Source organism: Dongia sp. (assembly GCF_041905885.1).
In the GTDB taxonomy this organism is placed as follows: Bacteria; Pseudomonadota; Alphaproteobacteria; order Dongiales; family Dongiaceae; genus Dongia.
Genome location: NZ_JAYRKD010000045.1, coordinates 1 through 26,598, shown reverse-complemented (window position 1 = coordinate 26,598; position 26,598 = coordinate 1). Strand labels below are relative to the sequence as shown.

22 protein-coding genes and 1 pseudogene are annotated in these 26,598 nt (G+C 65.8%); 15 read left to right on the top strand and 8 right to left on the bottom strand.

What is annotated here, in order from left to right; genetic code table 11:
- Positions 1 to 98 precede the first annotated feature (98 nt).
- From ACH2CY_RS27465 to ACH2CY_RS27440, 6 genes are all read right to left on the bottom strand, one after another.
- Positions 99 to 1,553: an ABC transporter substrate-binding protein gene (locus ACH2CY_RS27465; protein ID WP_395023180.1), complete on the bottom strand. Its 1,455-nt coding sequence runs from the start codon at positions 1,551 to 1,553 to the stop codon at positions 99 to 101.
- Between the two features lie 109 nt (positions 1,554 to 1,662).
- Positions 1,663 to 2,712 (bottom strand): NAD(P)-dependent oxidoreductase, encoded by a 1,050-nt coding sequence (locus ACH2CY_RS27460; protein WP_395023178.1) that lies wholly within the window; start codon positions 2,710 to 2,712, stop codon positions 1,663 to 1,665.
- Complete coding sequence (locus tag ACH2CY_RS27455; RefSeq protein ID WP_395023176.1) at positions 2,709 to 3,500, bottom strand: HpcH/HpaI aldolase/citrate lyase family protein; 792 nt, start codon at positions 3,498 to 3,500, stop codon at positions 2,709 to 2,711. The genes ACH2CY_RS27460 and ACH2CY_RS27455 overlap by 4 nt, the downstream gene beginning before the upstream one ends.
- A gap of 50 nt (positions 3,501 to 3,550) precedes the next feature.
- Positions 3,551 to 3,856: a putative quinol monooxygenase gene (locus ACH2CY_RS27450; RefSeq protein ID WP_395023175.1), complete on the bottom strand. Its 306-nt coding sequence runs from the start codon at positions 3,854 to 3,856 to the stop codon at positions 3,551 to 3,553.
- Entirely contained in the window at positions 3,853 to 4,596 is a 744-nt protein-coding gene (gene nanR, locus ACH2CY_RS27445) for a transcriptional regulator NanR (RefSeq protein WP_395023174.1), read from the bottom strand. The genes ACH2CY_RS27450 and nanR overlap by 4 nt, the downstream gene beginning before the upstream one ends.
- Positions 4,597 to 4,690: 94 nt before the next feature.
- Positions 4,691 to 5,614, bottom strand: coding sequence for a LysR substrate-binding domain-containing protein (locus tag ACH2CY_RS27440; RefSeq protein WP_395023173.1), 924 nt, complete (start codon positions 5,612 to 5,614; stop codon positions 4,691 to 4,693).
- A 223-nt stretch (positions 5,615 to 5,837) separates the two neighbouring features.
- On the opposite strand from ACH2CY_RS27440, the gene torT reads away from it, so the two are divergent.
- The 9 genes from torT to ACH2CY_RS27395 all read left to right on the top strand — a co-directional run bounded on the left by torT (position 5,838) and on the right by ACH2CY_RS27395 (position 14,448).
- The gene (torT, locus tag ACH2CY_RS27435) at positions 5,838 to 6,905 is read left to right on the top strand and encodes a TMAO reductase system periplasmic protein TorT (protein ID WP_395023171.1); all 1,068 of its coding nucleotides are present in this window, start codon (positions 5,838 to 5,840) and stop codon (positions 6,903 to 6,905) included.
- Between the two features lie 9 nt (positions 6,906 to 6,914).
- Complete coding sequence (locus tag ACH2CY_RS27430; protein WP_395023170.1) at positions 6,915 to 8,474, top strand: sugar ABC transporter ATP-binding protein; 1,560 nt, start codon at positions 6,915 to 6,917, stop codon at positions 8,472 to 8,474.
- A 15-nt stretch (positions 8,475 to 8,489) separates the two neighbouring features.
- Positions 8,490 to 9,506 carry an ABC transporter permease gene (locus tag ACH2CY_RS27425; protein ID WP_395023182.1) on the top strand — a complete coding sequence of 339 codons (1,017 nt, stop codon included), beginning with the start codon at positions 8,490 to 8,492 and terminating at the stop codon, positions 9,504 to 9,506.
- Between the two features lie 14 nt (positions 9,507 to 9,520).
- Complete coding sequence (gene pxpA / locus ACH2CY_RS27420; protein ID WP_395023169.1) at positions 9,521 to 10,249, top strand: 5-oxoprolinase subunit PxpA; 729 nt, start codon at positions 9,521 to 9,523, stop codon at positions 10,247 to 10,249.
- A 22-nt stretch (positions 10,250 to 10,271) separates the two neighbouring features.
- Complete coding sequence (locus tag ACH2CY_RS27415) at positions 10,272 to 10,508, top strand: acetyl-CoA carboxylase (RefSeq protein ID WP_395023168.1); 237 nt, start codon at positions 10,272 to 10,274, stop codon at positions 10,506 to 10,508.
- 1 nt (position 10,509) lies between these two features.
- On the top strand, positions 10,510 to 11,880 hold the full coding sequence (locus ACH2CY_RS27410; protein WP_395023167.1) for an acetyl-CoA carboxylase biotin carboxylase subunit: 1,371 nt from the start codon (positions 10,510 to 10,512) through the stop codon (positions 11,878 to 11,880).
- 22 nt (positions 11,881 to 11,902) lie between these two features.
- Positions 11,903 to 12,778: an allophanate hydrolase subunit 1 gene (locus tag ACH2CY_RS27405; RefSeq protein ID WP_395023166.1), complete on the top strand. Its 876-nt coding sequence runs from the start codon at positions 11,903 to 11,905 to the stop codon at positions 12,776 to 12,778.
- Positions 12,768 to 13,742: a biotin-dependent carboxyltransferase family protein gene (locus ACH2CY_RS27400; RefSeq protein ID WP_395023165.1), complete on the top strand. Its 975-nt coding sequence runs from the start codon at positions 12,768 to 12,770 to the stop codon at positions 13,740 to 13,742. The genes ACH2CY_RS27405 and ACH2CY_RS27400 overlap by 11 nt, the downstream gene beginning before the upstream one ends.
- Before the next feature lie 154 nt (positions 13,743 to 13,896).
- Positions 13,897 to 14,448 carry a biotin transporter BioY gene (locus ACH2CY_RS27395; protein WP_395023164.1) on the top strand — a complete coding sequence of 184 codons (552 nt, stop codon included), beginning with the start codon at positions 13,897 to 13,899 and terminating at the stop codon, positions 14,446 to 14,448.
- On the opposite strand, the gene ACH2CY_RS27390 is transcribed toward ACH2CY_RS27395, so the two are convergent.
- Both ACH2CY_RS27390 and ACH2CY_RS27385 read right to left on the bottom strand, forming a co-directional pair.
- Complete coding sequence (locus ACH2CY_RS27390) at positions 14,445 to 15,614, bottom strand: isovaleryl-CoA dehydrogenase (RefSeq protein WP_395023163.1); 1,170 nt, start codon at positions 15,612 to 15,614, stop codon at positions 14,445 to 14,447. The two genes, ACH2CY_RS27395 and ACH2CY_RS27390, sit on opposite strands and share 4 nt — an antisense overlap.
- Positions 15,615 to 15,623: 9 nt before the next feature.
- On the bottom strand, positions 15,624 to 19,124 hold the full coding sequence (locus tag ACH2CY_RS27385) for an indolepyruvate ferredoxin oxidoreductase family protein (protein WP_395023161.1): 3,501 nt from the start codon (positions 19,122 to 19,124) through the stop codon (positions 15,624 to 15,626).
- Between the two features lie 210 nt (positions 19,125 to 19,334).
- Between ACH2CY_RS27385 and ACH2CY_RS27380 the strand changes: the two genes are divergently transcribed.
- The 6 genes and pseudogenes from ACH2CY_RS27380 to ACH2CY_RS27355 all read left to right on the top strand — a co-directional run.
- Positions 19,335 to 20,942 carry a carboxyl transferase domain-containing protein gene (locus tag ACH2CY_RS27380; RefSeq protein WP_395023159.1) on the top strand — a complete coding sequence of 536 codons (1,608 nt, stop codon included), beginning with the start codon at positions 19,335 to 19,337 and terminating at the stop codon, positions 20,940 to 20,942.
- Positions 20,939 to 21,712: an enoyl-CoA hydratase/isomerase family protein gene (locus ACH2CY_RS27375; RefSeq protein WP_395023158.1), complete on the top strand. Its 774-nt coding sequence runs from the start codon at positions 20,939 to 20,941 to the stop codon at positions 21,710 to 21,712. Before ACH2CY_RS27380 ends, ACH2CY_RS27375 begins: the two co-directional genes overlap by 4 nt.
- Complete coding sequence (locus ACH2CY_RS27370) at positions 21,709 to 23,691, top strand: acetyl/propionyl/methylcrotonyl-CoA carboxylase subunit alpha (RefSeq protein WP_395023157.1); 1,983 nt, start codon at positions 21,709 to 21,711, stop codon at positions 23,689 to 23,691. Before ACH2CY_RS27375 ends, ACH2CY_RS27370 begins: the two co-directional genes overlap by 4 nt.
- Entirely contained in the window at positions 23,688 to 24,590 is a 903-nt protein-coding gene (locus tag ACH2CY_RS27365) for a hydroxymethylglutaryl-CoA lyase (RefSeq protein ID WP_395023156.1), read from the top strand. The genes ACH2CY_RS27370 and ACH2CY_RS27365 overlap by 4 nt, the downstream gene beginning before the upstream one ends.
- A 54-nt stretch (positions 24,591 to 24,644) precedes the next feature.
- Positions 24,645 to 26,333 (top strand): AMP-binding protein, encoded by a 1,689-nt coding sequence (locus ACH2CY_RS27360; RefSeq protein ID WP_395023155.1) that lies wholly within the window; start codon positions 24,645 to 24,647, stop codon positions 26,331 to 26,333.
- Positions 26,334 to 26,496: 163 nt separating this feature from the next.
- Positions 26,497 to 26,598 (top strand): annotated as a pseudogene (locus ACH2CY_RS27355) (IS110 family transposase); the annotation flags it as partial.

Genomic DNA, 26,598 nt, shown 5'->3' with positions numbered 1-26,598 from the left:
CAAAGTTGGGGGAGTGAGAAGAAAGAAGCCCTCCCCCGACTGCGGGGGAGGGTTGGGTGGGGGTGCCCCAGACTCGGTTCATTCAGGCCTACTCACGCTTACTTCGGATAGGCGCCCGAATTGGCCGCCCAGGTGTTGTAGGCCGCCTTCTGCTTGTCGACGCCGATCTTGTCGGTGATGGCGTCCCACTCCGCGGCGGCCGCATCGAGGATCGCCTTCGGATCCTCGCCGCCCCAGAGCTTGCCGACCATCTGGCGCAGGACCTCTTCATACTTGTCGGTCTGCAGCAGGGAGAGATCGGCGAGACCGGCCTTGGCACCTTCGCCGAGCGTCGCGAGATACTCTTTCGCCTCGGGCCACTTGTTCTGGTACTCGGTGCTGGTGAAGTGCGAGTCCCTGAACGGATCGCGCAATGCGGTCGGCAGCATGACGCGCTGCATGCTGATATCCTCGCTGTTCAGCCATTGGATGAACAGATAGGCCGCTTCCTTGTTCTTCGACGTCGAGGAGACCGAGAGCGAGAAGCCGGCCGCGAGCTGCGGATGGCCTCCCGGCGGCAGGGCATAGCCCACCTTGCCGGCGATCGTGGACTTCGGCACCCAGCTCAGCGCTTTCTCGTCGGTGCCGTAGCCCGCGGCCCAGCGGCCGTAGGGCGGCCAGGAGATGGTCATCGCCGTCTGGCCCGACAGGAAGGCGGCCAGGTTCTCGACGAAGCCGAACTGCTCGACTCCCGGCGGCATGAACTTGTTCTCGTTCCGCATGTCGGTGAGAACCTTGACGCCGACGTCCGAGTTGATGGTCGCCTTCATGGTATCGGCATCGAAGAACTTGCCGCCCTCGACGCGGAAACGCTCCTCGAACATGAACATGGTGTAAGGCGGCTGGCGGAAGAAGGAGGCACCGTAGACCTTCGGCTGCAGCTTGTCGGTCAGGAACTGGCCGACTTCGTCGAACTCGGCCCAGGTCTTCGGCACCGTCAGGTCGCGGCCGGCCTTGGCCTTGAACTCTTCCTTGATCTTCGGGTCTTCGAAGATGTCCTTGCGGTAGTACATCACGAAGACGTCGCCGTCGTCGGGGAAGCCGAAGATCTTGTCGCCGACCTTCATCTGGTTGTCGCGATAGGTCGGCGCGATCGTCTGCAGTTCCGGGCCGTAGCCGTATTTCTCGACATAGGGATCGAGCGGCTCGAGCGCGCCGGCATTGGCGAGATCCGGCATCCAGGACGGCACCACGTTCAGCGCGTCATAGGCGCCGGCGCCGGAACGGTAGTCCTGCATGATCTTGGTGAACATCTCGGCGATCGGCACTTCGACCACCTTCACCTTGATGCCGGTCAGTTCTTCCCATTTCGGGCCGGAGAAGTTCAGCGGATCGAGCGCCTGCAGGCCCGCTTCCCAGACGATGGTGATGGTCTGGCCCTTGTATTGCTGCGCCGCCTTGACCGCGACTTCCGCCGCGCTCTCGGCCGATGCGGGTGGTGACCATGCGGCCGCTCCCGCCAGGGCGACGCCGGCAACGGCGCCCACCCAGGACATCTTCTTGATGAGACTCATCCTATCCTCCCAGTGTTAGGCCATCGCCCACGCGCGATTGCCCCGCGATTCCCCCCTGCCTGGCCTCGCCCGGCGGCGGGAATTCTCTCCAACGGCCCGTCGGCGTTGTTCAGCCGCCGTATCGGGCCTTGAATGCCTCCAGCCGCGCCTTGAAGCGCGGCTGATCCAGGACCGCACGATTAACCACGCCGCGCGGCACTTCACCTTTCATCACGTCGAGCACCGCCTTCACATCGGCGGCGCCGTTGCCGGCGAAACACTGATCGGTCCAGCACAGAGCGTGCGGTGCCACGATCACGTTGTCCAGCTTCAGGATCGGCTCGTCGGCCGGCACCGGCTCGACTTCGAAGACGTCGAGCCCGGCGCCGGCGATCTTCCGCTCCTGCAGCACCTTGGTGAGCGCTTTCTGGTCGACGATCGGACCGCGCGCGGTGTTGATCAGGTAAGCGGTCGGCTTCATCAGCGCCAGCCGCTCGGCATTCACCAGGTGGTGCGTCTCCGGCGTCAGCGGGCAGTTGACCGAGAGCACGTCGGCGCGGCGGAACACGTCTTCCAGGCTGACTAGCTCGATGCCCAGCTCCTTAGCGACGGCCTTGTCGGCGAAGGGATCGTGGGCGATGAACTTCAGGTCGAAGGGCTGCGCCATGCGGAACAGCTCGGCGCCGATATTGCCGATGCCGAGCGCGCCCAGCGTCCGGCCGACCAGGCCGACGCCCATATGCTGGCCGCGGCGGTTGAAGCCGTCCGGGCCCTCGCGGGTCAGCTTGTCCTTGATCAGCATCTTGCCGGTCAGCGCCAGCATGAAGGCGATGATCGAGACCGCCACCGGCCGCCGCACGCCATCGGGCGTGATCGCCAGCGCGATCCCGGCATCGGTGCAGGCCTGCACGTCGACGCTGTCATAGCCGACGCCGAACCGCGCCACCACCGAAAGCCGGCCGTTCGGATGGATGCTCTCCTTGCCGAAGCGCGGCACCAGCAGGATCAGCGCGTCGAAATCGGCGAGTTGCTCCGCCTTCAACGGGCTGTCGGCGCCGATATAGGCGACCTCGACGTTCTTCGTGTCGATCAGCGGCTGCACGTCGAAATCCGGGAAGGTCGGCGAACCGTCGGCCTTCTTGAAATCTCCGGACAGCGCGACGCGGAAAGGAGCCGTCATTTCTTCTTTCCCTTGCAGCCGGCCCGCAGCTTGGTCACCGCCTCCTGCAGCGCGTTGTGCAGCACCCAGACGTCGCCGGAATAGCAGATGAAGTCGAAGCCCCAGCGAGAGCTCAATTCGATACCGGTTTCGACATTGGGCACCAGGCGGCCCAGCGACTTGCCGTGCTTCGCGGTGGCATTGGCGACCGTGTCGATGGCTTTCAGGAATTTCGGATTGTCGAACTGGCCGGGGATCCCCAGCGAGACCGAGAGGTCGAAATGCCCGACCCAGAGGCAATCGACGCCGTCCATCCGCGCCATCTCGTCGGCGTTCTTCACGCCTTCCGCGGTCTCGATCTGACAAAAGAGGGTGGTGCGGGCATTGGCGGCCTTGAACTTGTCGCTGACGGCGCCCGGACGGTAGCGGTCATGCGCCACCTGCAAAGCCACGCCGCGCTTGCCGTCCGGCGTATATTTCATGCAGTCGAGGATGTGGCGCGCTTCCTTGGCGCCGCTCACCATCGGCAGCATCACGCCTTCGGCGCCCATGTCGCAGGCGCGGGCGATGTGGTGATACTCCTTGGACGGCGCGCGCACGATCACCGGCAGATCGGCCGCCTCGAAATAGCGCAGCGCGCTCTTCACGGTCTCGAAGCCGAAGCCGGAATGCTCGAGGTCGAACAGCACGAAGTCGCAGCCGGCCGACTTCAGGATATGGCCGATGCCCGGCGTCGCGAACTCGACGACGAAATGCCCGAACTTGGCCTTCCTCTTGCCGGCCATGGCCTTGAGGCCGCGGTCGCTCATACTCGAACCCTCCCTTTACGGTACCGTTCGGCACCGGATTTCTTGGCCGCTTACGCGGCGGATCCCTCGCAGACGAGGTCGTATTCGGCGACGGTCTTGTCGGCGACCAGCGGCGCGCTCGCCTCGTTGAAGACCGCGAAATGCAGGGTCTTCAGATGCGCGTCGAAAGCGGCGCGATCGTCGTAGATCTCGTAGAGCAGGATGCGTTCCGCGTCCTTGCGGTTGGCGCAGACGTCGAAGCGGCTGCAGCCCGGCTCATCCTTGACCGAGGCCCGCGCATTGTCGTCGATCAGCTTGCGGAAGGCCGCCATCTGGCCGGGCTTTACCTTGAAGTCCACGACGATCACGAAGCTCACTTGCGCGCCTCCCCGCCGCCGTTCTCGGCCACGGCCCGCCAATAGGCGTTGGAGACCTGGTCGAGATGCGCCTTGATCACCCGCTCGGCACGGTCAGGGTCGCGCGCCGCGATCGCGTCATAGATGGTCTTGTGGGCGCGATAGGCGATCTTGTTCTGCCCCGGATAGGCCAGCGTCACATGCCGCTGCTCAACCAGCCATTCGGCGATCGCGGAATGCATGGCGGTGAAGATCGGATTTTGCGGAATGAGCGCCAGCACGTAATGGAACGCCACGTCGCTCCGCTCGAACTTGGCGAGGTCGCCGATGCATTGCCGGTTGTGATCCAGCGCGTCCGCCAGCGCCCGGATATCGGAATCGGTCGCGTGCTTGGCGGCATGCCGCGCCAGGCCGATCTCGAAGAAGTTGCGCGCTTCCTGGAACTTCCGCACCCCGTCGGGCTCGGCCAGCATGTGCCGCGCGGCGCCGGCCAGGCCTTCCATCATCACTTCGGGCGTGGGGCGCGTGACCTTGGCCCGCTCGCCGGATTTCAGCTCGATGACGCCCATCTTCTGCAGATGGAACAGCGCCTCGCGCACCGCGGTACGCCCGACGCCGAATTGCTGGGTGAGCTCGCGCTCGGAAGGGAGCGCATCGCCGGGCGAAAGCGCGCCCTCGCGGATCATCGCCTCCAGCCCCGAGGCGACATCCTCATAAAGCCGGCGCCGCCGGATTGTCGTGCTTCTCGCCCTCGAAAGCATTATTGGTCTACCTATCATACCAGCAGACGCCAGACGCTATCGATTCACCCGAGGACGAGTCAACGCCGAACCAATGCTGCGGTGCAGTCGTCTTTCAAAGAGTCATGGAGCGCGGGTTGCCGGAGAGGAATTCCATCCGGCAGAACTCGATGAAGGCTTTTGCCGGCGCCGGCAAGGTTGCCGTGCTCGACCAGGCCAGGCCGACGTCCATGGTGGGAATCGCCGCCGCGATCTCGCGCGATTCCAGCTTGTCGCCTTCCAGCGACCAGGGTCGATAGACCATGTCGGACAAGATCGTGATGCCGGTGCCTGTCGCGACCAGGCTGCGCACCGCCTCGACCGAATCCGTCTGGAAGATGACGTTGGGTTTGAGCTTGTACTTTGACCAATAGGTGAGGGTGGTCGCCGCCGCCTCGTCGATCGAGAGCTGGATATAGGGCTCCTTCGCCACATCCTTCAGCGTCACGCGCGGCTTGCCGAGCAGCGGATGGCCGGTCGCGGTCCACAGCCGCCGGCGCGATTTCGCCAGGGTCGCGGTCGCGAGCTCGTCGCCACGCTCCAGGTTGGAGACCAGCACGATTCCGATGTCGAGCTGGCCCTGCGCCAGCTGCTTCTCGATCACGTTGCGGCCGAGCTCCCGGATGTTGACCTCGACCTCCGGGAAGCTGCGCCGGAAACGCGCCAGCGGGGCGGCCAGGAAATAGCCCGCCACCGTGATGGTGACGCCGATCGAAAGCGGCCCGGCGACGCGCGGCCGGTGCTGGCCCACCGCGGAAGTCGCCGCAGTCAGCGCCGAGAGGATGTTCCGGCAATGCTGCAGGAAGACATAGCCGTCATAGGTCACCTTGATGCCGTCGCGATGGCGCGTGACCAAAGGCGTGCCGACGGTCTCCTCCAGATCCTGGATCGCCTCGGTGATCGCCGAAGGCGAGATGCCGACCGCGGAAGCCGCCGCCACCACCTTGCCCGCTTCCGCGGCTGCGACGAAATAACGGATCTGACGGAGATTTAAACTCATTCCAGACTCACTCCGACGGGCGCGGGAAAGCCGCGTTTCGCCGTTCCATTGAGGTTTCGGATTTTCCGAAATCCTATTTCAAAATATCGCCCTTTACAAATATCCAGCCGGCCCCGCCAAATCGTGACAAATGCGGCGGTGCACAACGCCGCGATGGATTCCGGCAAAGGCAGCCGGGTCAAGGGGGCGTTCGTCCCCACAGGGAAGGGCAAGGGAGTCGAAGATGAAATTCTCACTGCAATTGGCAGCGGGCGCCGCTGTCCTGGTATCGGCGAGCGCCGTGGCACTCGCCGCCGACTGGTATCCGTACAAGATCGAGGTCTGGGACAGCTTCGACATGGCGAGTGCCCGCCATTCGATGGACTATTCCCCGGTCGAGAAGGCCGCGGCCAAGCACAAGCTCTGCGTCTCCTTCCCGCATATGAAGGACGATTACTGGCTGGCGGTCGATTACGGCGTGATCGCCGAGGCCAAGCGCACCGGCGTCGCCATGCAGGTGCTGGAGGCCGGCGGCTATACCGAGCTCAACAAGCAGATCAGCCAGATCGAGAACTGCGTCGCCGGCGGGGCGCAGGCGGTGATCATCGGCGCGATCTCCTTCGACGGATTGAACGGCCTGGTCGGCCAGCTCGCCGACAAGAAGATCCCGGTGATCGACGTCATCAACGGCATCTCATCGGACAAGCTCTCGGCCAAGTCGCTGGTCTCCTTCGGAGAGATGGGCGGCAAGACCGGCGAATACCTGGTGAAGCTGCACCCGAAGGGCGGCGAGGCGGCGAAGGTCGCCTGGTTCCCCGGACCCGCCGGCGCAGGCTGGGTCGAGGCCGGCAACACCGGCTTCACCGAGGCGGTGAAGGCGGGCGCGATCGAGGTCGTCGACACCAAATACGGTGATACCGGCAAGGAAGCGCAGCTCGCCTTGCTCGAAGATGCGCTGACCGCGCATCCCGACATCAACTACATCGTCGGCACCGCGGTCACCGCGGAAGCCGCCATGCAGCTGGTCCGCGACCGCGGCCTCGAGGACAAGGTGAAGATTCTCTCCTACTACTTCACCCCGGGCGTCTTTGAAGGCATCAAGCGCGGCCGCATCCTCGCCGCGCCGACCGACTCCGCGGTCATCCAGGGCCGGGTCGCCGTCGATCAGGCGGTCCGCATCCTCGAAGGCAAGGAGTTCCAGAAACACGTCGGGCCCGCGCTCTACGTGATCGACTCCACCAACGTGAACAGCTTCGACCGCGACTCCTCCTTGGCGCCGGATGGCTTCAAGCCGGAATTCTCGGTCGAGTAGAAGCGACCCGTGATCGCGCCTAACCCTGACGCGATTGCCGTGCAGCCCGGCGCCGCCCCCACAAGCGGCGCCGGGACGCTGCTGATCGAGACCAAGGGTCTTTCCAAGCACTATCCCGGCGTCGACGCGCTCGTCGATGTCGATTTCGAACTGCGCCCCGGCGAGGTCCACGCCCTGTTCGGCGAGAACGGCGCCGGCAAATCCACGCTGATCTCGATCCTGGCCGGCGCCAACACGCCCACCCGCGGCGAGATCCGATTCCGCGGCGCGCCGCTCACGCTGGCCGATGTGGGTGCTGCGCGGTCGCGCGGCATCTCCGCGGTGTTCCAGGAATTCTCCCTGGTGCCGCAACTGACCGTGGCCGAGAACCTGTTCCTCGGCGACGAGCCCATGCGTCACGGCTTCCTCGACCGCCGCAGCGAGTTGAAGCGCGCCCGCGAACTGCTGGAGCGGCTCGGCTTTCCGTTGGGCGCCGACCGCCGGGTGCAGGAGCTCTCCCGCGCCGAGCAGCAGATGGTCGAGATCGCCAAGGCCTTCCGATCCGATCTCTCGGTGCTGATCCTCGACGAACCGACCGCCTCGCTCACGGAGAAAGAGACCGAGAGCCTGTTCGCCCTCATCCGCCAGGCCAAGGCCCGCGGCGTCGGCATCATCTACATCACCCACCGCATGATCGAGCTCCGCCGCATCGCCGACCGCGTCACGGTGCTGCGCGACGGCCGCAAGGTCGGCCTGGTCGATGCCCATGCCGCCGACGAAGCGACCCTCATCCAGATGATGTCCGGTCGCCCGATCTCCCAGGTCTTCCCCAAGGTGAACTACGCCCCGGCGCGCAGCCTGCTCTCGATCGAGCGCCTGACCACGGCCGATAACAGCGTGCGCGACGTCAGCCTCGAGGTGAAGGCCGGCGAGATCGTCGGCATCGCCGGCCTCGTGGGCTGTGGCAAGTCGGAAGTGGCGCGCGCCTGCTATGGACTCCTCCCGGTCGCCAAAGGCCGCGTGATGTTCGACGGCCAGGACGTGACCAGCTGGAAGACCCGCCGCATGCTCGACGCCGGCTTCTCCTACCTGCCGCCGGACCGTCACAAGGAAGGCCTGGTCCTGGCGCGCAGCACCATCGAGAACACCTCGCTGCCGTCGCTGCACCTGCCGCAATTCTCCGGCAACGTCTTCCTGAAACGCCGGCGCGAGAAGGACACGGTCACGCGCCTGGCCGAGCAGCTGAAGCTGGCGCCCTTCGACCTGCAGCGCGAGATGGCGGCCTTCTCCGGCGGCAACCAGCAGAAGGTGCTGATCGCCAAGATGCTGACCCGCGACGTGAAGCTCTTCGTCTTCGACGAGCCGACCGTCGGCGTCGATGTCTCCACGCGGGTCGCGATCTACCGCCTGATCGCCGATCTCTGCGAGGCCGGCGCCGGCGTGTTGCTGATCTCCTCCGACCTGCCGGAAGTGCTGCACTTGTGCAACCGCGCCTATGTGATGTTCCGGGGCTCGGTGCAGGTCGAGCTGCAGGGCAGCCAGATCACCGAGGACCGCGTCCTCAGCCATTTCTTCGAGAGAGCCGCCTAGGAGTCAGACGTGACGATGCAGCAGGCCATCCCATCGGACCAACAGGCCAAGACCCAGCTTCTGCTGCGGCTGTTCTTGAGCATCGGCGTGCTGCCGATCCTGCTCCTGATCGCACTGGTGCTGTTCTCCTTGCTCTCGGACAACTTCTTCACCTTCAACAACATCGCCAATGTGCTGCGGCAGACCAGCTATCTCACCATCGTGGCGCTTGGGCAGATGATCGTGATGCTCACCGCCGGCTTCGACCTCTCGGTCGGCTCGACCCTGGCGGTGACCTCGGTCACCAGCGCGCTCGGCATGGCCGGCATGGCCGCCGCTTATCCCGACCAGCCCTGGCTGGCCATTGCCGTCGGTGCGCCGATCGGCTTCCTCTGCGGTCTCGCGGTCGGCGTGGTGAACGGGATCGGGGTTGCGCTGCTCGGCGTCTCGCCCTTCATCGTGACGCTCGGCATGGCCTCGGTCGGCTTCTGCGCGGCGCTTTACCTGACCTCCGGCACGCCGGTGCGCGGCATCCCCTATGCGTTCGCCGACACCTTCGGCTCGGGCGGCTTCTGGGGGCTCAAGGCGCCGGTCTGGGTCGCCGTCATCATCGCCATCGCCGCCTATATCCTGCTGAACTGGACCCGTCTCGGCCGCCATTTCTACGCGGTCGGCGGCAATCTGAAGGCGGCGGCGCTGTCGGGAGTCCACACGCGGCTGACCCTGTTCATGGCCTACGCGGTTTGCGCCGGCTTGACCAGCATCGCCGGCCTGCTGCTCACCGCGCGGATGGAAACCGGCGAGGCCAATATCGGCACCAGCATGCCGCTGCAATCGATCGCCGCCTGCGTCATCGCCGGCGTCTCCTTGCGCGGCGGTACCGGCAGCGTGCCCTATGTCGTGCTCGGCGCCGTGTTCTTCGGCGTGATCGAGAACGGCATGAATCTATCGGGCGTGAACTCGTATCTGCAGATCGGCGTCACCGGCGCGATCCTCATCTTCGCCGCTTTCGCCGATGAATTCCGCCGCCGGTTGATCGGCCGGAAGGCTTAGGGAGGAAAGAAGAAATGGCATTGATCAACTGCGACATGGGCGAAAGCTTCGGCCTCTACAAGATGGGCGACGACGACGCGATCATGCCGCTGATCACCGTCGCCAACGTCGCCTGCGGCTTCCACGCCTCCGACTTCAACCACATGCGCAAGACCGTGCGCAGCGCCAAGAAGAACGGCGTCAAGGTCGGCGCCCATCCCTCGCTGCCCGACCTGCAGGGCTTCGGCCGCCGCGAGATGAAGATCAGCCGCGAGGAACTGGCCAACTGCATCATCTACCAGGTGGGCGCGCTGAAGGGCTTCCTCGAGGCCGAGGGCATGCAGCTCTACCACATCAAGCCGCATGGCTCGCTCTACGGCATGGCGGCGCGGATGGAGCATGCCGCCCACGCCGTGGCCGACGCGGCCGATGTCTTCAAGGTGCCGCTGATGGGCATGATCAACACGCTCCATGAGAAGATCTACACCGAGCGCGGCCACAAGATGATCGCCGAGTTCTATGTCGATCTCGACTATAATGACGACGGCGGCCTGATCATCACCCGCGAGCACGATGCCAAGGATGCGAAGGAAGCCGCCGCCAAGGCGATCCGCGCCATCAAGGAAGGCAAGGTAAAGAGCGTCGGCGGCAAGGACATCGCGGTGGGGGCGGACACCATCTGCGTCCATTCCGACACACCGAACGCCGTCGAGCTCTGCCAGGCCGTCCGCGCGGCGATCAAGCCGTATCTGAGTGCGGCTTAAGCGATTTCAAAGAGGGAAAGAAATGGCCAAACAGATCCTGTCGCCGCTGCCCGGCACCTTCTACCGCCGGCCGTCGCCCGACCAGCCGGTTTACAAGAACGAGGGCGACAGCGTCGCGGTCGGCGACGTCATCGGCCTCGTGGAGGTGATGAAGTCCTTCAACGAGGTGAAGGCGACCGAAGCGGGCAAGATCGCGAAATTCCTGGTCGAGAACGAAGACGCCGTCATGGCCGGTCAGCCCCTCGCCGATCTCGCGTGACATGCCGATAAAGAAGCTCCTCATCGCCAATCGCGGCGAGATCGCGGTCCGCATCATCCGCGCCGCGCGCGAGCTCGGCATCCGGACGGTGCAGGTCCATTCGACCGCCGATGCCGAATCGCTGGCCGTGAAGCTGGCCGACGAGGCGATCGCCATCGGCCCGCCCCAGGCCGCGAAATCCTATCTCAACATCCCCGCGATCATCGATGCCGCCAAGAAGACCGGGGCCGACGCGGTCCATCCCGGCTATGGCTTCCTGGCCGAGAATGCCGAGTTCGCCGATGCCTGCGCGGTCGCCGGCCTTATCTTCGTCGGGCCCAGCGCCAATGCGATCCGCATGATGGGCGACAAGGTGGCGGCGCGGGAGGCGGCGATGCGCGCCGGCGTCCCGACCGTCCCCGGCAGCGACGGCCGCGTCGACGATCTGGAGACCGCGCGGCGGGTCATCGCCGACACCGGTTTCCCGATCATGATCAAGGCGGCGGCCGGCGGCGGCGGCCGCGGCATCCGCATCGCGACCAACCAGGAGGAATTTGAGCGCCTGGTGCCCCAGGCAAAAGCCGAGGCGCTTGCGGCCTTCGGCGACGGCGGGCTCTATCTGGAGAAGGTGATCGAGCGCGCCCGCCATATCGAGGTGCAGATCCTCGGCGACGGCCATCGCGCGGTGCATTGCTTCGAACGCGAATGCTCGCTGCAGCGCCGCCGCCAGAAGGTCTGGGAGGAGGCGCCCTCGGTCAGCCTCCCGGCTTCGGTCCGCGCCAAGCTCTGCGCCTCGGCGGTCGACCTGGCGCAATCGGTGCATTACAGCGGCGCCGGCACGCTCGAGTATCTCTACGATGACGCCAGCGGCGACTTCTATTTCATCGAGATGAACACCCGGATCCAGGTCGAGCACCCGGTGACCGAGTTCATCACCGGCGTCGACCTGGTGCGCGAGATGCTGAAGATCGCCGGTGGCGAAAAACTGAAGCTGAAGCAGAGCGACATCAAGATGCAAGGCCATGCGATCGAGGTCCGCATCAATGCCGAAGACCCGGCGGAGAATTTCATGCCCGGCCCCGGCACGGTGGCGACCCTGCGCGTTCCCGGCGGCAACGGCGTGCGCTTCGACACCTTGCTCTATGCCGGCTACACGATCCCGCCGTTCTACGATTCGCTGCTCGGCAAGCTGATCGTCTGGGACGAGGACCGCCCGGCCGCGATCGCGCGTCTCACGCGCGCGCTCCATGAATTGGAGATCGGCGGTGTGAAGACCACGCGGCCGCTGCATCTGGCGCTGGCGGGAGACCCGGCGGTCGCCAAGGCGGATTTCCACACGCGCTGGCTGGAAGGCTGGCTGGAGAACAACTCGGCGAAGCTCGCCGCGGAATGAACGAAGAGGCGGAGGTGGGGCGATGAAGACCCGATATTCCTTTGGCGGCGACGAGCATATCTTCGTCGAGGTGGACGAGGAGATGTCGCTGGAGGCCTTCTTCAAGAGCCTCTCGATGACCACGGCGGTGAAGGAGAGCAAGATCAAGGGCGTCACCGAGATCTGCCCGGCCAATGCCTCCTTCCAGATCAAGTTCGATCCCGACGTGATCAAGCCGGACGAGATGCTGGCCGAGCTGAAGCGGCTGGAAGGTGCTGCCGAGAAGGCGGAGTCCAGCATCAAGACCCGCATCGTCGAGATCCCGGTCCTCTACAACGATCCCTGGACCCACGAGACCTTGATGCGCTTCCGCGAGCGCCACCAGGACCCGAAGAGCACCGACATCGAATACGCCGCGCGCATCAACAACCTCGACGGCGTCGATGGCTTCGTGAAGGCGCATTCGGGTGCGCCCTGGTTCGTCTCCATGGTCGGCTTCGTTGCAGGCCTGCCCTTCCTTTACCAGATGGTGGACCGGAAGCGGCAGATCGAGGTGCCGAAATATCTCCGCCCCCGCACCGACACGCCGAAACTGACGGTCGGTCATGGCGGCTGCTTTGGCTGCATCTATTCGGTGCGCGGCGCCGGCGGCTATCAGATGTTCGGCATCACGCCGATGCCGATCTACGACCCGCAGCAGAAGATCAAGTATCTGCGCGACTTCATGGTCTTCTTCCGCCCCGGCGACATCGTGAAATGGAAGCCGATCGACCGTGCCGCCTATGATGCCGCGGTCGCCGACGTCGAGACCGGCAAGTTCACGCCGCTGATCCGCGACGTCACCTTCTCGCTGGACGAGTTCCAGAAGGACATCGACGGCACCAACAAGAAGCTCATGGGGGTCCTCTATGGCCATTAAAGTCGTCAACCCCGGGCTCTCCACCACGGTCCAGGATCTCGGCCGTCCCGGTTACTATCATCTCGGCATCCCGCTCTCCGGCGGCATGGATCGCTTCTCGCTGCGCGCCGCCAACATGCTGGTCGGCAACGAGGAGGGTGCGGCGGTGCTCGAAGCCGTCTTCATGGGACCGGAGCTGCAATTCACCGTGGACGCCATCGTCGCCGTCACCGGCGCCGAGCTGCCGCCGAAGGTCGATGGCGCGGTGCAGCCGACCTGGACCGCCTTCAAGGTGAAGGCCGGCCAGACCCTCGGCTTCGATTTCCTCAAAATCGGCGCCCGCGCCTATATAGCGGTCCAGGGCGGCATCGATGTGCCCGTCGTGCTGGGTTCGCGCTCGACCTATACGCTCGGCGCACTCGGCGGCCATGAAGGCCGCAAGCTCGCCGCCGGCGATTCGCTCAACGTCGGCGGCGTCGCCGGCGCGGCGAAAGAAGGCCGCTCGGTCCCGGCCAATCTGCGCCGTCTGCCCGGCAATCCGGCCGAGCTCCGGATGGTGCCCGGCCTCTACTGGCACCGCATCACCGACGGCGCCGGTGCGCAATTCTTCGCCGACACCTGGAAAGTGGCGCCGGAGGCCGACCGCATCGGCTACCGCTTCAAGGGCGGCAAGCCCTTGGAGTTCGTGCCGCGCAAACAGCCCTTCGGCGCCGGCAGCGATCCCTCCAACATCGTCGATGCCTGCTATCCCTACGGCTCGATCCAGGTGCCGGGCGGCACCGAGCCGATCGTGCTGCACCGGGACGCGGTCTCCGGCGGCGGCTATTTCATGGTCGGCACCGTGATCTCCGCCGACATGGACCTGATCGGGCAGCTGCAGCCGCATACGCCCGCGAAGTTCGTGAAGGTCGACATGAACGGCGCGCTGCAGGCCCGGCACGACCGCGAGGCGCTGCTCGGCAAAGTCCGCGCCGCGTTGAACTGAAAGATGCATCGAGCTTGCGGCACCCCCTCCCAACCCTCCCCCAAAGCTGGGGGAGGGCTTCGCGCCTCGCTTGCCCCTCCCTCCCCCGTCTTCGGGGGAGGGCTGGGGTGGGGGTGCCCCGCAATGACTCTCACCGAATAGCAAGGACCCGATCATGCAACTCACCCTCGCCGACAAGCTCTGGTCCGGCGCCACCACCAACCTCGTGAAGCAGGCTGCGCTGGTCATGGCCGGCAGCCTGCTGCTGGCGGCTTCGGCGCATGTGAAAGTGCCGTTCTGGCCGGTGCCGATGACCATGCAGACCTTCGTCGTGCTGATGATCGGCGCGGTCTACGGCCGCAACCTCGCGCTGGCGACCGTCGCCGCCTACCTGGTGGAAGGTGCGGCCGGGTTGCCGTTCTTCGCCGCGGGCGGCGGCCTCGCCATCCTCGCTGGACCCACCGCCGGCTATCTCTTCGGCTTCCTGGTTGCGGCCGGCCTGGTCGGCCATCTCGCCGATCGCGGTCTCGGGCGCAACATCGCCACGGCCGCGGCGATCTTCATCGCCGGCGATATCGCGATCTTCGTCTGCGGCGTGGCCTGGCTCTCGACCATCACCGGGATCGGGGCCGCGATCGCCGGCGGCCTGGTGCCCTTCCTGCTGGCCGAGGTGGTGAAGATCGCGCTGGCCTGCGCCCTGCTGCCCTGGGCCTGGAGGCGCGCCTAGGCGGTCTCCTCGAACAGCTCGCGGCCGATCAGCATGCGGCGGATTTCCGAGGTGCCGGCGCCGATCTCATAGAGCTTGGCGTCGCGCAGCAGCCGCCCGGTCGGGTAGTCGTTGATATAGCCGTTGCCGCCGAGCAGCTGGATCGCGTCCAGGGCCACGCGAGTCGCCGCCTCGGCCGCGAACAGGATCGCGCCCGCCGCGTCCTTGCGTGTAGTCTGGCCGCGGTCGCAGGCCTTGGCCACCGCGTAGACATAGGCCCGGCTCGCGTTGAGCGTCGTGTACATGTCGGCGAGCTTGCCCTGCACCAGCTGGAAGCTGCCGATCGACTGCCCGAACTGCTTCCTCTCATGCACATAGGGGATGGCGACGTCGAGCGCCGCCTGCATGATCCCGATCGGCCCCGCCGCCAGCACCGCGCGCTCGTAATCGAGCCCGGACATCAGCACCCGGACACCCTTGCCGACCTCGCCCAGCACATTCTCCGCCGGCACTTCGCAATCCCGGAACACCAGCTCGCAGGTGTTGGAGCCGCGCATGCCGAGCTTGTCCAGCTTCTGCGCGGTCGAGAATCCCTTGAACCCCTTCTCGATCAGGAAGGCGGTGATCCCCTTGGATCCGGCCGCCGGGTCGGTCTTGGCATAGACCACCAGCACGTCGGCATCCGGCCCGTTGGTGATCCACATCTTGTTGCCGTTGAGGACGTAGCGGTCGCCCTTCTTCTCGGCCTTGAGCTTCATCGAGACGACGTCGGAGCCGGAACCCGGCTCGCTCATGGCCAACGCGCCGACATTGGTGCCGTCGATCAGCTTGGGCAGGTAACGCTTCTTCTGCTCGGCATTGCCGTTGCGGCGGATCTGGTTGACGCAGAGATTGGAATGCGCGCCATAGGAAAGGCCCACAGAGGCGGAGGCGCGGGAGATCTCCTCCATGGCCACCGTATGCTCGAGATAGCCGAGCCCGGCGCCGCCATATTCCTCCTCGACGGTGATACCGAGCACGCCGAGATCGCCGAACTTCTTCCAGAGATCCATCGGGAATTCGTTCTTGGCGTCGATCTCCGCCGCCCGCGGCGCGATCTCCTTGGCGGCGAAGGCTTCGACCTGGTTGCGCAGCGCGCCGACCATGTCGCCCAGGTCGAAATCGAGCGTGCTTCCCGAATTGCGCATCCTATCCCCCTAAAGCGCCGGCTGCTTCTCGACCTTAGCAGAGGCGGCCGCCTCCTTGCGAACCCCGCGATAGCGCGCCTGGAGCTGCGGCCATTGCGCATCGAACTTCGCGAAGGCCGCCATCTTCACCGGCCCGAAGCCCCGCACCTGGTCCGGCGCGGATGCCAGCGCAATCGCCGCGAACTTGTTCTCGGCGCTGAGCGACCCGGCGACCTCGTCCAGCATCGTCTCATAGGTCTTGATCAGACCGCGTTCCCGCCGCCGCTCCTCGGTCTTACCGAAGAAATCGAGCGCGGTCCCGCGCAAGCCCTTCATCCGCGCGACCCATTTCAGCGGCAGCCGCATCCCTTCGCCGAACCGTTTCTTCTTCGGCCGCCCGAGATCCGGGTCCTCCTTCGAGATCAGCGGCGGCGCCAAGTGGAAGCTGAGCTTGCCGTCACCCTCGAAAGTCTCCCTCAGCTCCTGCTCGAAGCCCGGATCGGTCAGCAGCCGCGCGACCTCATACTCGTCCTTATAGGCCAGCACCTTGGCGTAGTTGATGGCGACCGCCCGGGTCAGCGCCTCGCTGCCGAGCTTGCTCTCGACGGCGCGGATGCGCGACACCGCGGCGCGATACTTCTCCGCCAGCGCCGCGTCCTGATAGGCGGTGAGGTGCTGCGCCCGGTGCGAGACGATCTCGTCCAGCGTCATGTCGGCGACGGCGCGCTCATCCTTCGCCGGCACCAGCAGGTCGGCGACCCGTTCCAGATCGGCGGCGGCGACGCGGCCCCAGCGGAAGGCGGTCTTGTTCATGGCGATGGCGACGCCGTTCATCTCGATCGCCCGCATCAGCGCCGCTTCCGACAAGGGCAGCAGCCCAAGCTGCCAGGCATAGCCCACCATCATCATGTTCGACGCAATGGCGTCGCCGATCACCTTGGTGGCGAAACGGTGGAAATCGACGATCCGCAGGCCCGGCTTCACCGAATCCTTGATCGCCTGCAGGACCGCATCCTGGCGGAAGTCGAAGTCGCGGTCGCGCACGAAGGCGGAGACCGGCGCATTATGCCCGTTGACGATCGCGGCGGTGCGCCCACTCGAGAGCATCTCCATGCTCTCCCGCGAGATCGCCACCACGGAATCCGCCGCCAGCAGCAGGTCGGCGCTGCCGCCGGCGATGCGCGGGGTCGAGATATGGTCGGGATCGCTGCAGAGGCGGATATGCGAGATGACCGCGCCGCCCTTCTGCGCCAGGCCCGCCACTTCCAGCACCATCGCGGCCTTCTGGTCCAGATGCGCCGCCATGCCGATGATGCCGCCGATGGTGAGGACACCCGTGCCGCCGATCCCGGTCACCGCGATGTTGAACGGCGTGTCCAGGACCCCTGCCGCCGGCGGCTCCGGCAGCTCGTCATCCCCCAGCGAGATGCCTTCGCCCTTCCGCGGCTGCACACCCTTGATCGTCACGAAGGAGGGGCAGAAGCCTTTCAGGCAGGAGAGATCGACATTGCAGGCCGACTGGTTGATCTCCCGCTTGCGGCCCAGCGGCGTTTCCTTGGGCTCGATCGCGATGCAATTGCTCTGCACCGAGCAATCGCCGCAGCCTTCGCAGACCGCATGATTGATGAACACCCGCTCTTCCGGCTCCGGCGCCAGGTTGCGGTGACGCTTGCGACGCAGCTCCGCGGCGCAGCCCTGGTCGTAGACGATGACCGAGCAGCCCTCGATCTCGCGAAACTCCTCCATCGCGCGGTCCATATGCTCGCGGGGATGGATGGTGACACCGGCCGGGAATTCGCCGATCGGCAGTTCATCGACATCATCACTCAGCACCGTGATGTGCTGCACGCCCTCCGCCCGGATCTGCTGTACCAGCTGGCCCAGCGAGAGCTCGCCATCGACCTGCTGGCCGCCGGTCATCGCCACAGCCTGGTTATAGAGCAGCTTGTAGGTGATGTTGATCTTGGCGGCGACCGCCTGGCGGATCGCGAGGATGCCGCTGTGGAAATAGGTGCCGTCGCCGAGATTGGTGAAGAGATGCTTCTCCGTGGTGAAGGGCGAGATGCCCATCCAGGTGATGCCCTCGGCGCCCATATGGGTGAAGGTCTCGGTGCGGCGGTCCATCCACTGCACCATGAAATGGCAGCCGATGCCGGCGGCGGCGCGGCTGCCCTCGATCACCTTGGTCGAGGTGTTGTGCGGGCAGCCCGGGCAGTAATGCGGCATCCGGTTGACGATCGGCGTGTAGCCCTTGAGACGCTGCTCGCGCTCGGTGAACCAGGCGAGGCGCTCCTGCAGCCGCGCCTTGATGTCGTCGGGGATGCTCATCTTCATGAGGCGCGCGACGATCGCCTGGGCGACCAGGCTTTCCGAAAGCTCGCGGTCGAGCGGCAGGAAGGGCACTTCCTTCTCGTCGAACTTGCCGACGATGCGCGGGCGGACGTCGCTCTTCCAGTTGAACAAAGCCTGCTTGATCTGGTTCTCGATGATCTCGCGCCGCTCCTCGATGATCAGGACTTCTTCCAGTCCCTCGGAGAATTGCCGGATGCCGTGCGGCGCCAGCGGCCAGGGCATGCCGACCTTGAACAGGCGCAAGCCGATCGCCTCGCCGGTCTCCCGGTCGACGCCGAGCTGCTGCAACGCCTCGCGCACATCCTCATAGGCCTTGCCCGAGGCGACGATACCGAAGCGCGGCCGCTTCGCGTCGATGATCAGGCGGTCGACGCCGTTGACGCTGCCGAACTCGATCGCGGCATAAGCCTTGTAGGTCTGCAGCCGATGGTCCTGCGACCAGCGGTCGTCCGGCCAGCGGATATGCAAGCCGCCTTGCGGGATCACGAAATTCGGCGGCTCGATGAAGGAACATTCTTCCTGGTCGAGATCGACCACCGCATTGGACTCGATCGTGTCCGAGAGAACCTTCATCGCCACCCAGCAACCGGAATAGCGCGACATCGCCAGACCGAGCAGCCCCATCCGCACGAATTCATGCACGCTTGATGGGTAGAGCACCGGGATCACCGCCGACATGAAGGCATGGTCCGACTGGTGCGGGATCGAGGAGGACTTGGCGCCGTGGTCGTCGCCGGCGAGGCAGAGCACGCCGCCATGTTTGGAGGTGCCGGCGGCATTGGCGTGTTTCAGCACGTCGCCCGAGCGGTCGACGCCCGGGCCCTTGCCGTACCAGATGCCGAAGACGCCGTCCTTGGTGGCGCCGGGCCACAAGCCCACCTGCTGCGTGCCCCAGATCGCGGTTGCCGCCAGATCCTCGTTCACCGCCGGCTGTGCGATCACGTCATGCGCGGCGAGGAACTTCTTGGCCTTGCCCAGTGCGGTGTCGTAGCCGCCCAAGGGCGAGCCGCGATAACCCGAAATAAAGCCGCCGGTGTTGAGGCCGGCGGCCCGGTCGCGACGCTTCTGGACCATGGGAAGTCGGACCAGCGCCTGGATGCCGCTCATCAGCACGCGACCGGTGGTCTTCGTGTACGGGTCGTCCAGCCGGACGCCATCGCGGATGGGGGAAATGAGCATGGGTTGCGCGCTCTCCGAGTCGCAGGGGCCTTTGCCGATTTCTCCGCAATCTAATCACGAAGCCCGCGAAGGTCCTTGCGTATTCCATCAACCCGCCGGACGCTTTGTTGTTTCGCGGGGCGGGCGGGACGCAATATTTCGCAATTGCTGCGGCGCAGCGTGACTTTCGCGGCGGCAGACCGCTAGGATGCGCCGATTCAGGGAGAGCCCATGGCGCGTTTGGAAACCAGTCTGGACCGGCGATCGGAGAGCTTTCGCCAGAACCACGAGGCGCTCTCGCAGGCGGTGGCGACCCTCAAGCGCAATGTCGATAAGGTCGCCGCAGGCGGCGGTGCCACCGCGCGCGAGCGGCATTTGAAACGCGGCAAGCTGCTGCCCCGCGATCGGGTCCGCACCCTGATCGATACCGGCTCGCCCTTCCTGGAACTTTCGCAACTCGCCGCCTGGGGCATGTATGAGGACGAGGTGCCCTGCGCCGGCATGATCACCGGCATCGGCCGGGTCTCGGGCCGCGAATGCCTGATCGTCGCCCATGACGCGACGGTCAAGGGCGGCACCTATTATCCGATGACGGTGAAGAAACACCTGCGCGCGCAAGCCATCGCGCAGGCCAACCATCTACCCTGCATCTATCTGGTGGATTCGGGCGGCGCCAACCTGCCGAACCAGGACGAGGTCTTTCCCGACCGCGAGCATTTCGGCCGGATCTTCTACAACCAGGCCCAGATGTCCGCCGCCGGCATCCCGCAGATCGCGGTGGTGATGGGCAGCTGCACCGCCGGCGGCGCCTATGTCCCCGCCATGGCCGACCAGACCATCATGGTGAAGAACCAGGCGACCATCTTCCTCGGCGGCCCACCGCTGGTGAAGGCCGCGACCGGCGAGATCGTCACCGCGGAGGATCTCGGCGGCGCCGAAGTCCATACCCGCACCTCCGGCGTCGCCGACTATATGGCCGAGAACGACGCGCAGGCCCTGGGCCAGGCGCGCAGTATCGTCGCCAACCTCAACCGCGTGAAGCGCCACGGCCTTGAAGTGCGGGAACCCCGCGCACCGCTCTACGACCCGGCCGAGATCTACGGCATTGTCTCCGCCGATCCGCGCCAACCCTATGACGTCCGCGAGATCATCGCTCGGATCGTCGACGCTTCCGAGTTCGAAGAGTTCAAGCCGCTCTATGGCGCGACCCTGGTGACGGGCTTCGCGCATATCTGGGGCTATCCGGTCGGCATCGTCGCCAACAACGGCGTGCTGTTCTCGGAATCGTCGCTGAAAGGCGCGCATTTCATCGAGCTCTGCAGCCAGCGCGGCATTCCGCTCGTCTTCCTGCAGAACATCACCGGCTTCATGGTCGGCCGCAAATACGAGAGCGGCGGCATCGCCAAGGACGGCGCCAAGATGGTGACCGCGGTCTCCTGCGCCGCCGTGCCGAAATTCACCGTGATCATCGGCAGCAGCTTCGGCGCCGGCAATTACGGGATGTGCGGCCGCGCCTATGATCCACGTTTCCTCTGGATGTGGCCCAATGCCCGCATCGCCGTCATGGGCGGCGAGCAGGCCTCCAACGTGCTGGCCCAGGTGAAGCGCGACGGCATCGAGGCCAAGGGCGGGAAATGGTCGCCCGACGAAGAGGCCAAGTTCAAGGCGCCGATCGCCGCGCAATACGAGCGCCAGAGCGACGCCTATTACGCCACGGCCCGGCTCTGGGACGATGGGCTGATCGATCCCGCCGAGACCCGCAACGTGCTCGGCCTCGCGTTGTCCGCCACCCTCAACGCGCCGGCAGAGGAGACACGCTTCGGCGTGTTCCGCATGTGAGTCTGATCGTCGAGACCCAGAACGGCGTCACGACCCTGACGCTGAATCGCCCCGAGGTGCACAACGCCTTCGACGAGGCGCTGATCGCCGAGCTGACCGACGCTTTCAACGCCGTGGCCGAGGATGAGACGGTCCGTGCCGTGGTGCTGCGCGGCGACGGCAAGAGCTTCTCGGCCGGCGCCGACTTGAACTGGATGAAGCGCATGGCCGGCTTCGACGAGGCGGAGAACTTCGCTGATGCCAGCCGCCTCGCCTTGTTGCTGCACACTATCGACACCTGCCCGAAGCCGGTGATCGCGCGGGTGCATGGCAATGCCTTCGCCGGCGCGATCGGCCTGATCGCCTGTGCCGATCTCGCCGTGGCGGTGAAAGAGGCCGAGTTCGCGGTGACCGAGGTGCGCCTGGGATTGATCCCCGCGGTGATCAGCCCCTATCTCATCCGCGCCATGGGTGCGCGCCAGGCGCGACGCTGGTTCCTGACCGCCGAGCGTTTCCCGGCCGAGCAGGCCCTGGCCATGAACCTCGTCCACGAAGTGGTCGCCGCGGACGAGCTCGACCCCTGCGTCGATCACTGGCTGGACGCGATCCGCAAGGCGGGGCCGCATGCCTTGTCGGCGGCGAAGCTGCTGGTCCGCGCCGTCGATCAAACCCCGAGCCCCGAGATCATCGAAGACACCGCCCGGCGCATCGCCGCGATCCGCGCGAGTGCAGAGGGCAAGGAGGGCGTTGCGTCCTTCCTGGAGAAGCGCAAGCCGGGCTGGGTGCAATGAGGGCGATCGAGACCGTCCTCATCGCCAACCGCGGCGAGATCGCCTGCCGGATCATCCGCACGCTGAAACGCATGGGCATCCGCAGCATCGCGGTCTATTCCGAAGCCGATCGCAACGCGCTGCATGTCGCGGTCGCCGATGCCGCCTATGAGATCGGCGCCGCACCGCCGCGTGAAAGCTATCTCAACCAGGCCAACATCCTCAAAGCCGCGAAAGAAAGCGGCGCCGACGCCATCCATCCGGGCTACGGCTTCCTCTCCGAGAACGCGAGTTTCGCGGAAGCCTGCGCCAAGGCCGGCGTGATCTTCATCGGCCCGCCGGCCTCCGCGATCCGCGCCATGGGCTCGAAGAGCGAAGCCAAGGCGCTGATGGAGAAGGCGGGCGTGCCGCTGGTCCCCGGCTATCACGGCGCCGACCAGTCGCTGAAAGTGCTGAATTCGGCCGCCGACAAGATCGGCTATCCGGTGCTGATCAAGGCCTCGGCTGGCGGCGGGGGCAAGGGCATGAAGATCGCCGCCAGCGCCGCCGAGTTCAAGGACGCACTCGAATCCGCGCAGCGCGAGGCCACGAACGCCTTCGGCGATGACCGCGTTCTGGTCGAGAAATACCTGACCCAGCCGCGCCATATCGAGGCGCAGATCTTCGGCGACTCTCACGGCAACATCATCCATCTCTTCGAACGCGACTGCTCGATCCAGCGCCGCCACCAGAAGGTGATCGAGGAAGCGCCGGCGCCGGGCTTGTCGGCGGAACGCCGCGCCGCGATCGGCAAGGCCGCTGTGGAAGCGGGCAAGGCGGTAGGCTATGTCGGCGCCGGCACCGTGGAGTTCATTGCGGAAGGCGAGAACTTCTACTTCATGGAGATGAACACGCGACTCCAGGTCGAGCATCCGGTGACCGAGGCGATCACCGGCCTCGACCTTGTCGAATGGCAGATCAAGGTCGCCCGCGGTGAGAAGCTGCCGAAGGGGCAGGGCGATCTCGCGATTCACGGCCATGCCATGGAAGTGCGCCTCTACGCCGAGGACCCGGCGCGCGATTTCCTGCCGCAAACCGGCACCCTGCATCATCTTCGCTTCCCGGACGAAGCGCGGGTCGATTCCGGCATCCGCGCCGGCGACGCCGTCTCGATCCATTACGACCCGATGATCGCCAAGATCATCACTCACGGCGCCGACCGCGCGGAAGCCATCGCACGCCTGCGCCGCGCCCTCGCCGCCACCGAAGTCGGCGGCCTCGCCACCAATCTCGACTTCCTGCAGGCGATCCTGCGGCAGCAGGATTTCGCCGCGGGCAAGGTCGATACCGGCTTCATCGAGCGGCACCGCGCGGAACTGCTGCCCGAGCCGCCGCCGCTCCCGGTCAACGCCCTCGCGCTGGCGGCGCTCGCGGTGTTGCGCGCCGGCGAGCGCGACGCCGTCACGCAGGCCGGCGATCCCCATTCGCCCTGGGCGCGGCTGCCCGGCTGGCGCTTAAACCGCGACGCCTATGCCGATCTCGTCTTCCAGCACGGCGAGGCGGTGCTGACCGTCCGCGCGCACTACCGAACTTCGGGCTATGCCCTGGACCTGCCGGACGGCACGGTCGAGGCCGATGCGACGCTGGATGCGGATGCCGCGGTCGCGGCGCGAATCGGCGGAACGCGCTGCAAGGGCCGCGTGGTGCGGCGCGATGCCGAATGCCTGGTCTTCCTCGACGGCGCCACGCATCGCCTGGCGCTGATCGACCCGCGGCGTCCTTCCGGATCCAATGCCGCCACCACCGGCAGGGTCCTGGCGCCGATGCCCGGCACCGTGACCAAAATTCTGGTCGTGGCCGGCGTGGCGGTCAGCAAAGGCGCGGTGCTCGCGATCGTCGAGGCGATGAAGATGGAGCATGCGGTCAAGGCACCGCGCGACGGCAAGGTGAAGGCCGTGCATTTCGCCGCCGGCGACCAGGTGACCGACGGCGCCGAGCTGCTGGTGCTGGAGGAGGCATGAGCCTGCCGTCTTCCGTCCGCATCGTCGAGGTCGGCCCGCGCGACGGATTGCAGAACGAGCCGACGCCGGTCTCGGTCGCCGCGCGCATCGCGCTGATCGAAGGCCTGGTCGCGGCCGGCATCAAGACGGTGGAGGCGGGGAGCTTCGTTTCGCCGAAATGGGTTCCGCAGATGGCCGACACTGCCGCGGTGCTGGCGGGCCTGAAGAGACGAGACGGCGTCCGCTATCCGGTCCTGGTGCCGAACCTGCAAGGTCTCGAGGCGGCGGAGGCAGCCGGCGCCAAGGACATCTCGATCTTCGCCGCGGCCTCGGAGAGCTTCAGCAGGAAGAACATCAACTGCTCGGTCGCCGAAAGCCTCGACCGCTTCCGCCCGGTGGCGGCGCGCGCCCTGGAGCAGGAGCGGCGGGTCCGGGGCTATGTCTCCTGCGTGCTCGGCTGTCCCTATGAAGGTGAGATCGCGCCGGAAGCGGTCGCGCGCGTCGCGAAAGCCTTGTTCGAGATGGGCTGCGAGGAGATTTCCCTCGGCGACACGATCGGCACGGGCACGCCCCTGAAGGCCAAGCGCATGATCGAGGCCGTGGCGAAGCACGTGCCGATGGAACAACTCGCCGTGCATTTCCACGACACCTACGGTCAGGCGCTGGCCAACATCCTTGCGACCCTGGAGCTGGGCATCGGCGTCGTCGACAGCTCGATCGCGGGCCTGGGCGGCTGCCCCTATGCCAAGGGCGCATCCGGGAACGTCGCGACCGAGGATGTCGTTTACATGCTGAACGGCATGGGCATCGCGACCGGCATCGATCTCGACAAGCTCGCGAAGGTGGGCCGCAACGTGCTGCAGCAGCTCAACCGCGCGCCTGCATCCAAGGTCGCACAGGCGCTCGCCGCCGGGGCGTAGTATAGTTTCCGCGCAAGCCCCGCGGCAGACGGGGCGCCTCTCTGGGAGGATGCGATGACGCAAGCGATGAGTTATGTGAGCGGCATCAGCGATACGCCGCTCTTGGGCAAGACCATCGGCCAGGCGCTGGATGATGCCGCATCGACCTGGGCCGACCGCCCCGCGCTGATCGATCGCGGCACCGACACGCGCTGGACTTGGGCCGAGCTCCGCGACCAGGCCGATGCCTTTGCGGCAGGCCTGCTGGCGCTGGGGTTGAAGCCGGGCGAGCGGATCGGTGTCTGGTCGCTCAATCGTGCCGAATGGGCGCTGACCCAGTTCGCCGCCGCCAAGGCCGGGCTGATCCTGGTCACCATCAATCCCGCTTACCGACTGACCGAGCTGGAATATGCGCTGAACCTGGTGGGCTGCGCGGCGATCGTGACCGCGACGCAGTTCAAGACCAGCGACTATATCGGCATGCTGAACACGTTGGCACCCGAGCTCGCCACCGCCAAGGCCGGTGCGCTCAAGGCCGCGAAGCTGCCGAACCTGCGCATGGTGATCCAGATCGCCGGCAATTCTCCCGGCACGATCCCCTTCGCCGACGTCGCCAAACGCGGCGGCGACATCCAGCGCGCCGAGCTGAAGGGCCTGGCCGCGACCTTGCAATTCGACGACCCGATCAACATCCAGTTCACCAGCGGCACCACCGGCAACCCCAAGGGTGTGACGCTCACCCACCACAACATTCTCAACAACGGCTATTTCGTCGGCCGTGGCTGCGCGCTCACGCCCGCGGACAAGATCTGCATCTCGGTGCCGCTCTACCATTGCTTCGGCATGGTGATGGGCAACCTGGCGGCGGTCACCACGGGTGCCGCCATGGTCTATCCGGGCGAGGGCTTCGACCCGCTGACCAGCCTGGAGGCGATCTCCGGCGAAGGCTGCACCGCGATCTACGGCGTGCCGACCATGTTCATCGCCCAGCTCGAGCATCCGCGCTTCAAGGAATTCTCGATGGCGAGCTTGCGCACCGGGATCATGGCCGGCTCGCCCTGTCCGATCGAGCTGATGAAGAAGGTCATGGCGCTGATGAACGTGCGCGAGATGACCATCTGCTACGGCATGACCGAGACCAGCCCGGTCAGCTTCCAGAGCGCGGTCGATGACCCGATCGAGCGCCGGGTCTCGACCATCGGCCGCGTCCACCCCCATGTCGAAGTGAAGATCATCGACGCCGAGGGCAAGATCCTGCCGCGCGGCGAAAAGGGCGAGCTCTGCACCCGCGGCTATTCGGTGATGCGCGGCTACTGGGCCCAGGCCGACAAGACCGCCGAGGCGATCGACGCCGGGCATTGGATGCACACCGGCGACCTCGCGACGATCGACGACGCGGGCTATTGCAACATCGTCGGCCGGATCAAGGACCTGGTGATCCGCGGCGGCGAGAATGTCTATCCGCGCGAGGTCGAGGAATATCTCTACCGTCACCCGAAGATCCAGGACGTCCAGGTCTTCGGCGTCGCCGACGCCAAGTATGGCGAGGAGCTCTGCGCCTGGGTGCGCCTGCGCACCGGCGAGACCCTGACCGAGGCGGAGGTCCAGCAATTCTGCCAGGGCCAGATCGCCCACCAGAAGATCCCGCGCTATGTCCGCTTCGTGGACGCCTTCCCGACCACGGTCACCGGCAAGGTCCAGAAATACAAGATGCGCGAAGCCATGGAGGAAGAGCTCGGGGTCAAGGCCGCGAAGACGGCTTGAGGAGCACCAGACTTGCAGCTTACTCGGTCGTCATGCCAAGGCTTGGCCTTGGCATCCACGAGTTTGCCTGCCACAAAGGAACTCGTGATGGGGTGGACGGCCCCCGACGGCATCGATGTGCCAGAATGAGGTCGTTGTGCGATCTCAAACAAGGGAGCCGTCCGTGGAAAAGCTTATCCGTGTTGGCATGGATACGTCCAAGCGTGTTTTTCAGTTGCATGGGGTTAACGCCGGTGAGCAGGCGGTGCTGAAGAAGAGGCTGCGC

Coding starts and splice junctions, on each gene's coding strand:
- ACH2CY_RS27465 (WP_395023180.1), bottom strand. CDS start 1,553: ATGAGTCTCATCAAGAAGATGTCCTGGGTGGGCGCCGTTGCCGGCGTC.
- ACH2CY_RS27460 (WP_395023178.1), bottom strand. CDS start 2,712: ATGACGGCTCCTTTCCGCGTCGCGCTGTCCGGAGATTTCAAGAAGGCC.
- ACH2CY_RS27455 (WP_395023176.1), bottom strand. CDS start 3,500: ATGAGCGACCGCGGCCTCAAGGCCATGGCCGGCAAGAGGAAGGCCAAG.
- nanR (WP_395023174.1), bottom strand. CDS start 4,596: ATGCTTTCGAGGGCGAGAAGCACGACAATCCGGCGGCGCCGGCTTTAT.
- ACH2CY_RS27440 (WP_395023173.1), bottom strand. CDS start 5,614: ATGAGTTTAAATCTCCGTCAGATCCGTTATTTCGTCGCAGCCGCGGAA.
- torT (WP_395023171.1), top strand. CDS start 5,838: ATGAAATTCTCACTGCAATTGGCAGCGGGCGCCGCTGTCCTGGTATCG.
- ACH2CY_RS27425 (WP_395023182.1), top strand. CDS start 8,490: ATGCAGCAGGCCATCCCATCGGACCAACAGGCCAAGACCCAGCTTCTG.
- pxpA (WP_395023169.1), top strand. CDS start 9,521: ATGGCATTGATCAACTGCGACATGGGCGAAAGCTTCGGCCTCTACAAG.
- ACH2CY_RS27415 (WP_395023168.1), top strand. CDS start 10,272: ATGGCCAAACAGATCCTGTCGCCGCTGCCCGGCACCTTCTACCGCCGG.
- ACH2CY_RS27410 (WP_395023167.1), top strand. CDS start 10,510: ATGCCGATAAAGAAGCTCCTCATCGCCAATCGCGGCGAGATCGCGGTC.
- ACH2CY_RS27405 (WP_395023166.1), top strand. CDS start 11,903: ATGAAGACCCGATATTCCTTTGGCGGCGACGAGCATATCTTCGTCGAG.
- ACH2CY_RS27400 (WP_395023165.1), top strand. CDS start 12,768: ATGGCCATTAAAGTCGTCAACCCCGGGCTCTCCACCACGGTCCAGGAT.
- ACH2CY_RS27395 (WP_395023164.1), top strand. CDS start 13,897: ATGCAACTCACCCTCGCCGACAAGCTCTGGTCCGGCGCCACCACCAAC.
- ACH2CY_RS27390 (WP_395023163.1), bottom strand. CDS start 15,614: ATGCGCAATTCGGGAAGCACGCTCGATTTCGACCTGGGCGACATGGTC.
- ACH2CY_RS27385 (WP_395023161.1), bottom strand. CDS start 19,124: ATGCTCATTTCCCCCATCCGCGATGGCGTCCGGCTGGACGACCCGTAC.
- ACH2CY_RS27380 (WP_395023159.1), top strand. CDS start 19,335: ATGGCGCGTTTGGAAACCAGTCTGGACCGGCGATCGGAGAGCTTTCGC.
- ACH2CY_RS27370 (WP_395023157.1), top strand. CDS start 21,709: ATGAGGGCGATCGAGACCGTCCTCATCGCCAACCGCGGCGAGATCGCC.
- ACH2CY_RS27365 (WP_395023156.1), top strand. CDS start 23,688: ATGAGCCTGCCGTCTTCCGTCCGCATCGTCGAGGTCGGCCCGCGCGAC.
- ACH2CY_RS27360 (WP_395023155.1), top strand. CDS start 24,645: ATGACGCAAGCGATGAGTTATGTGAGCGGCATCAGCGATACGCCGCTC.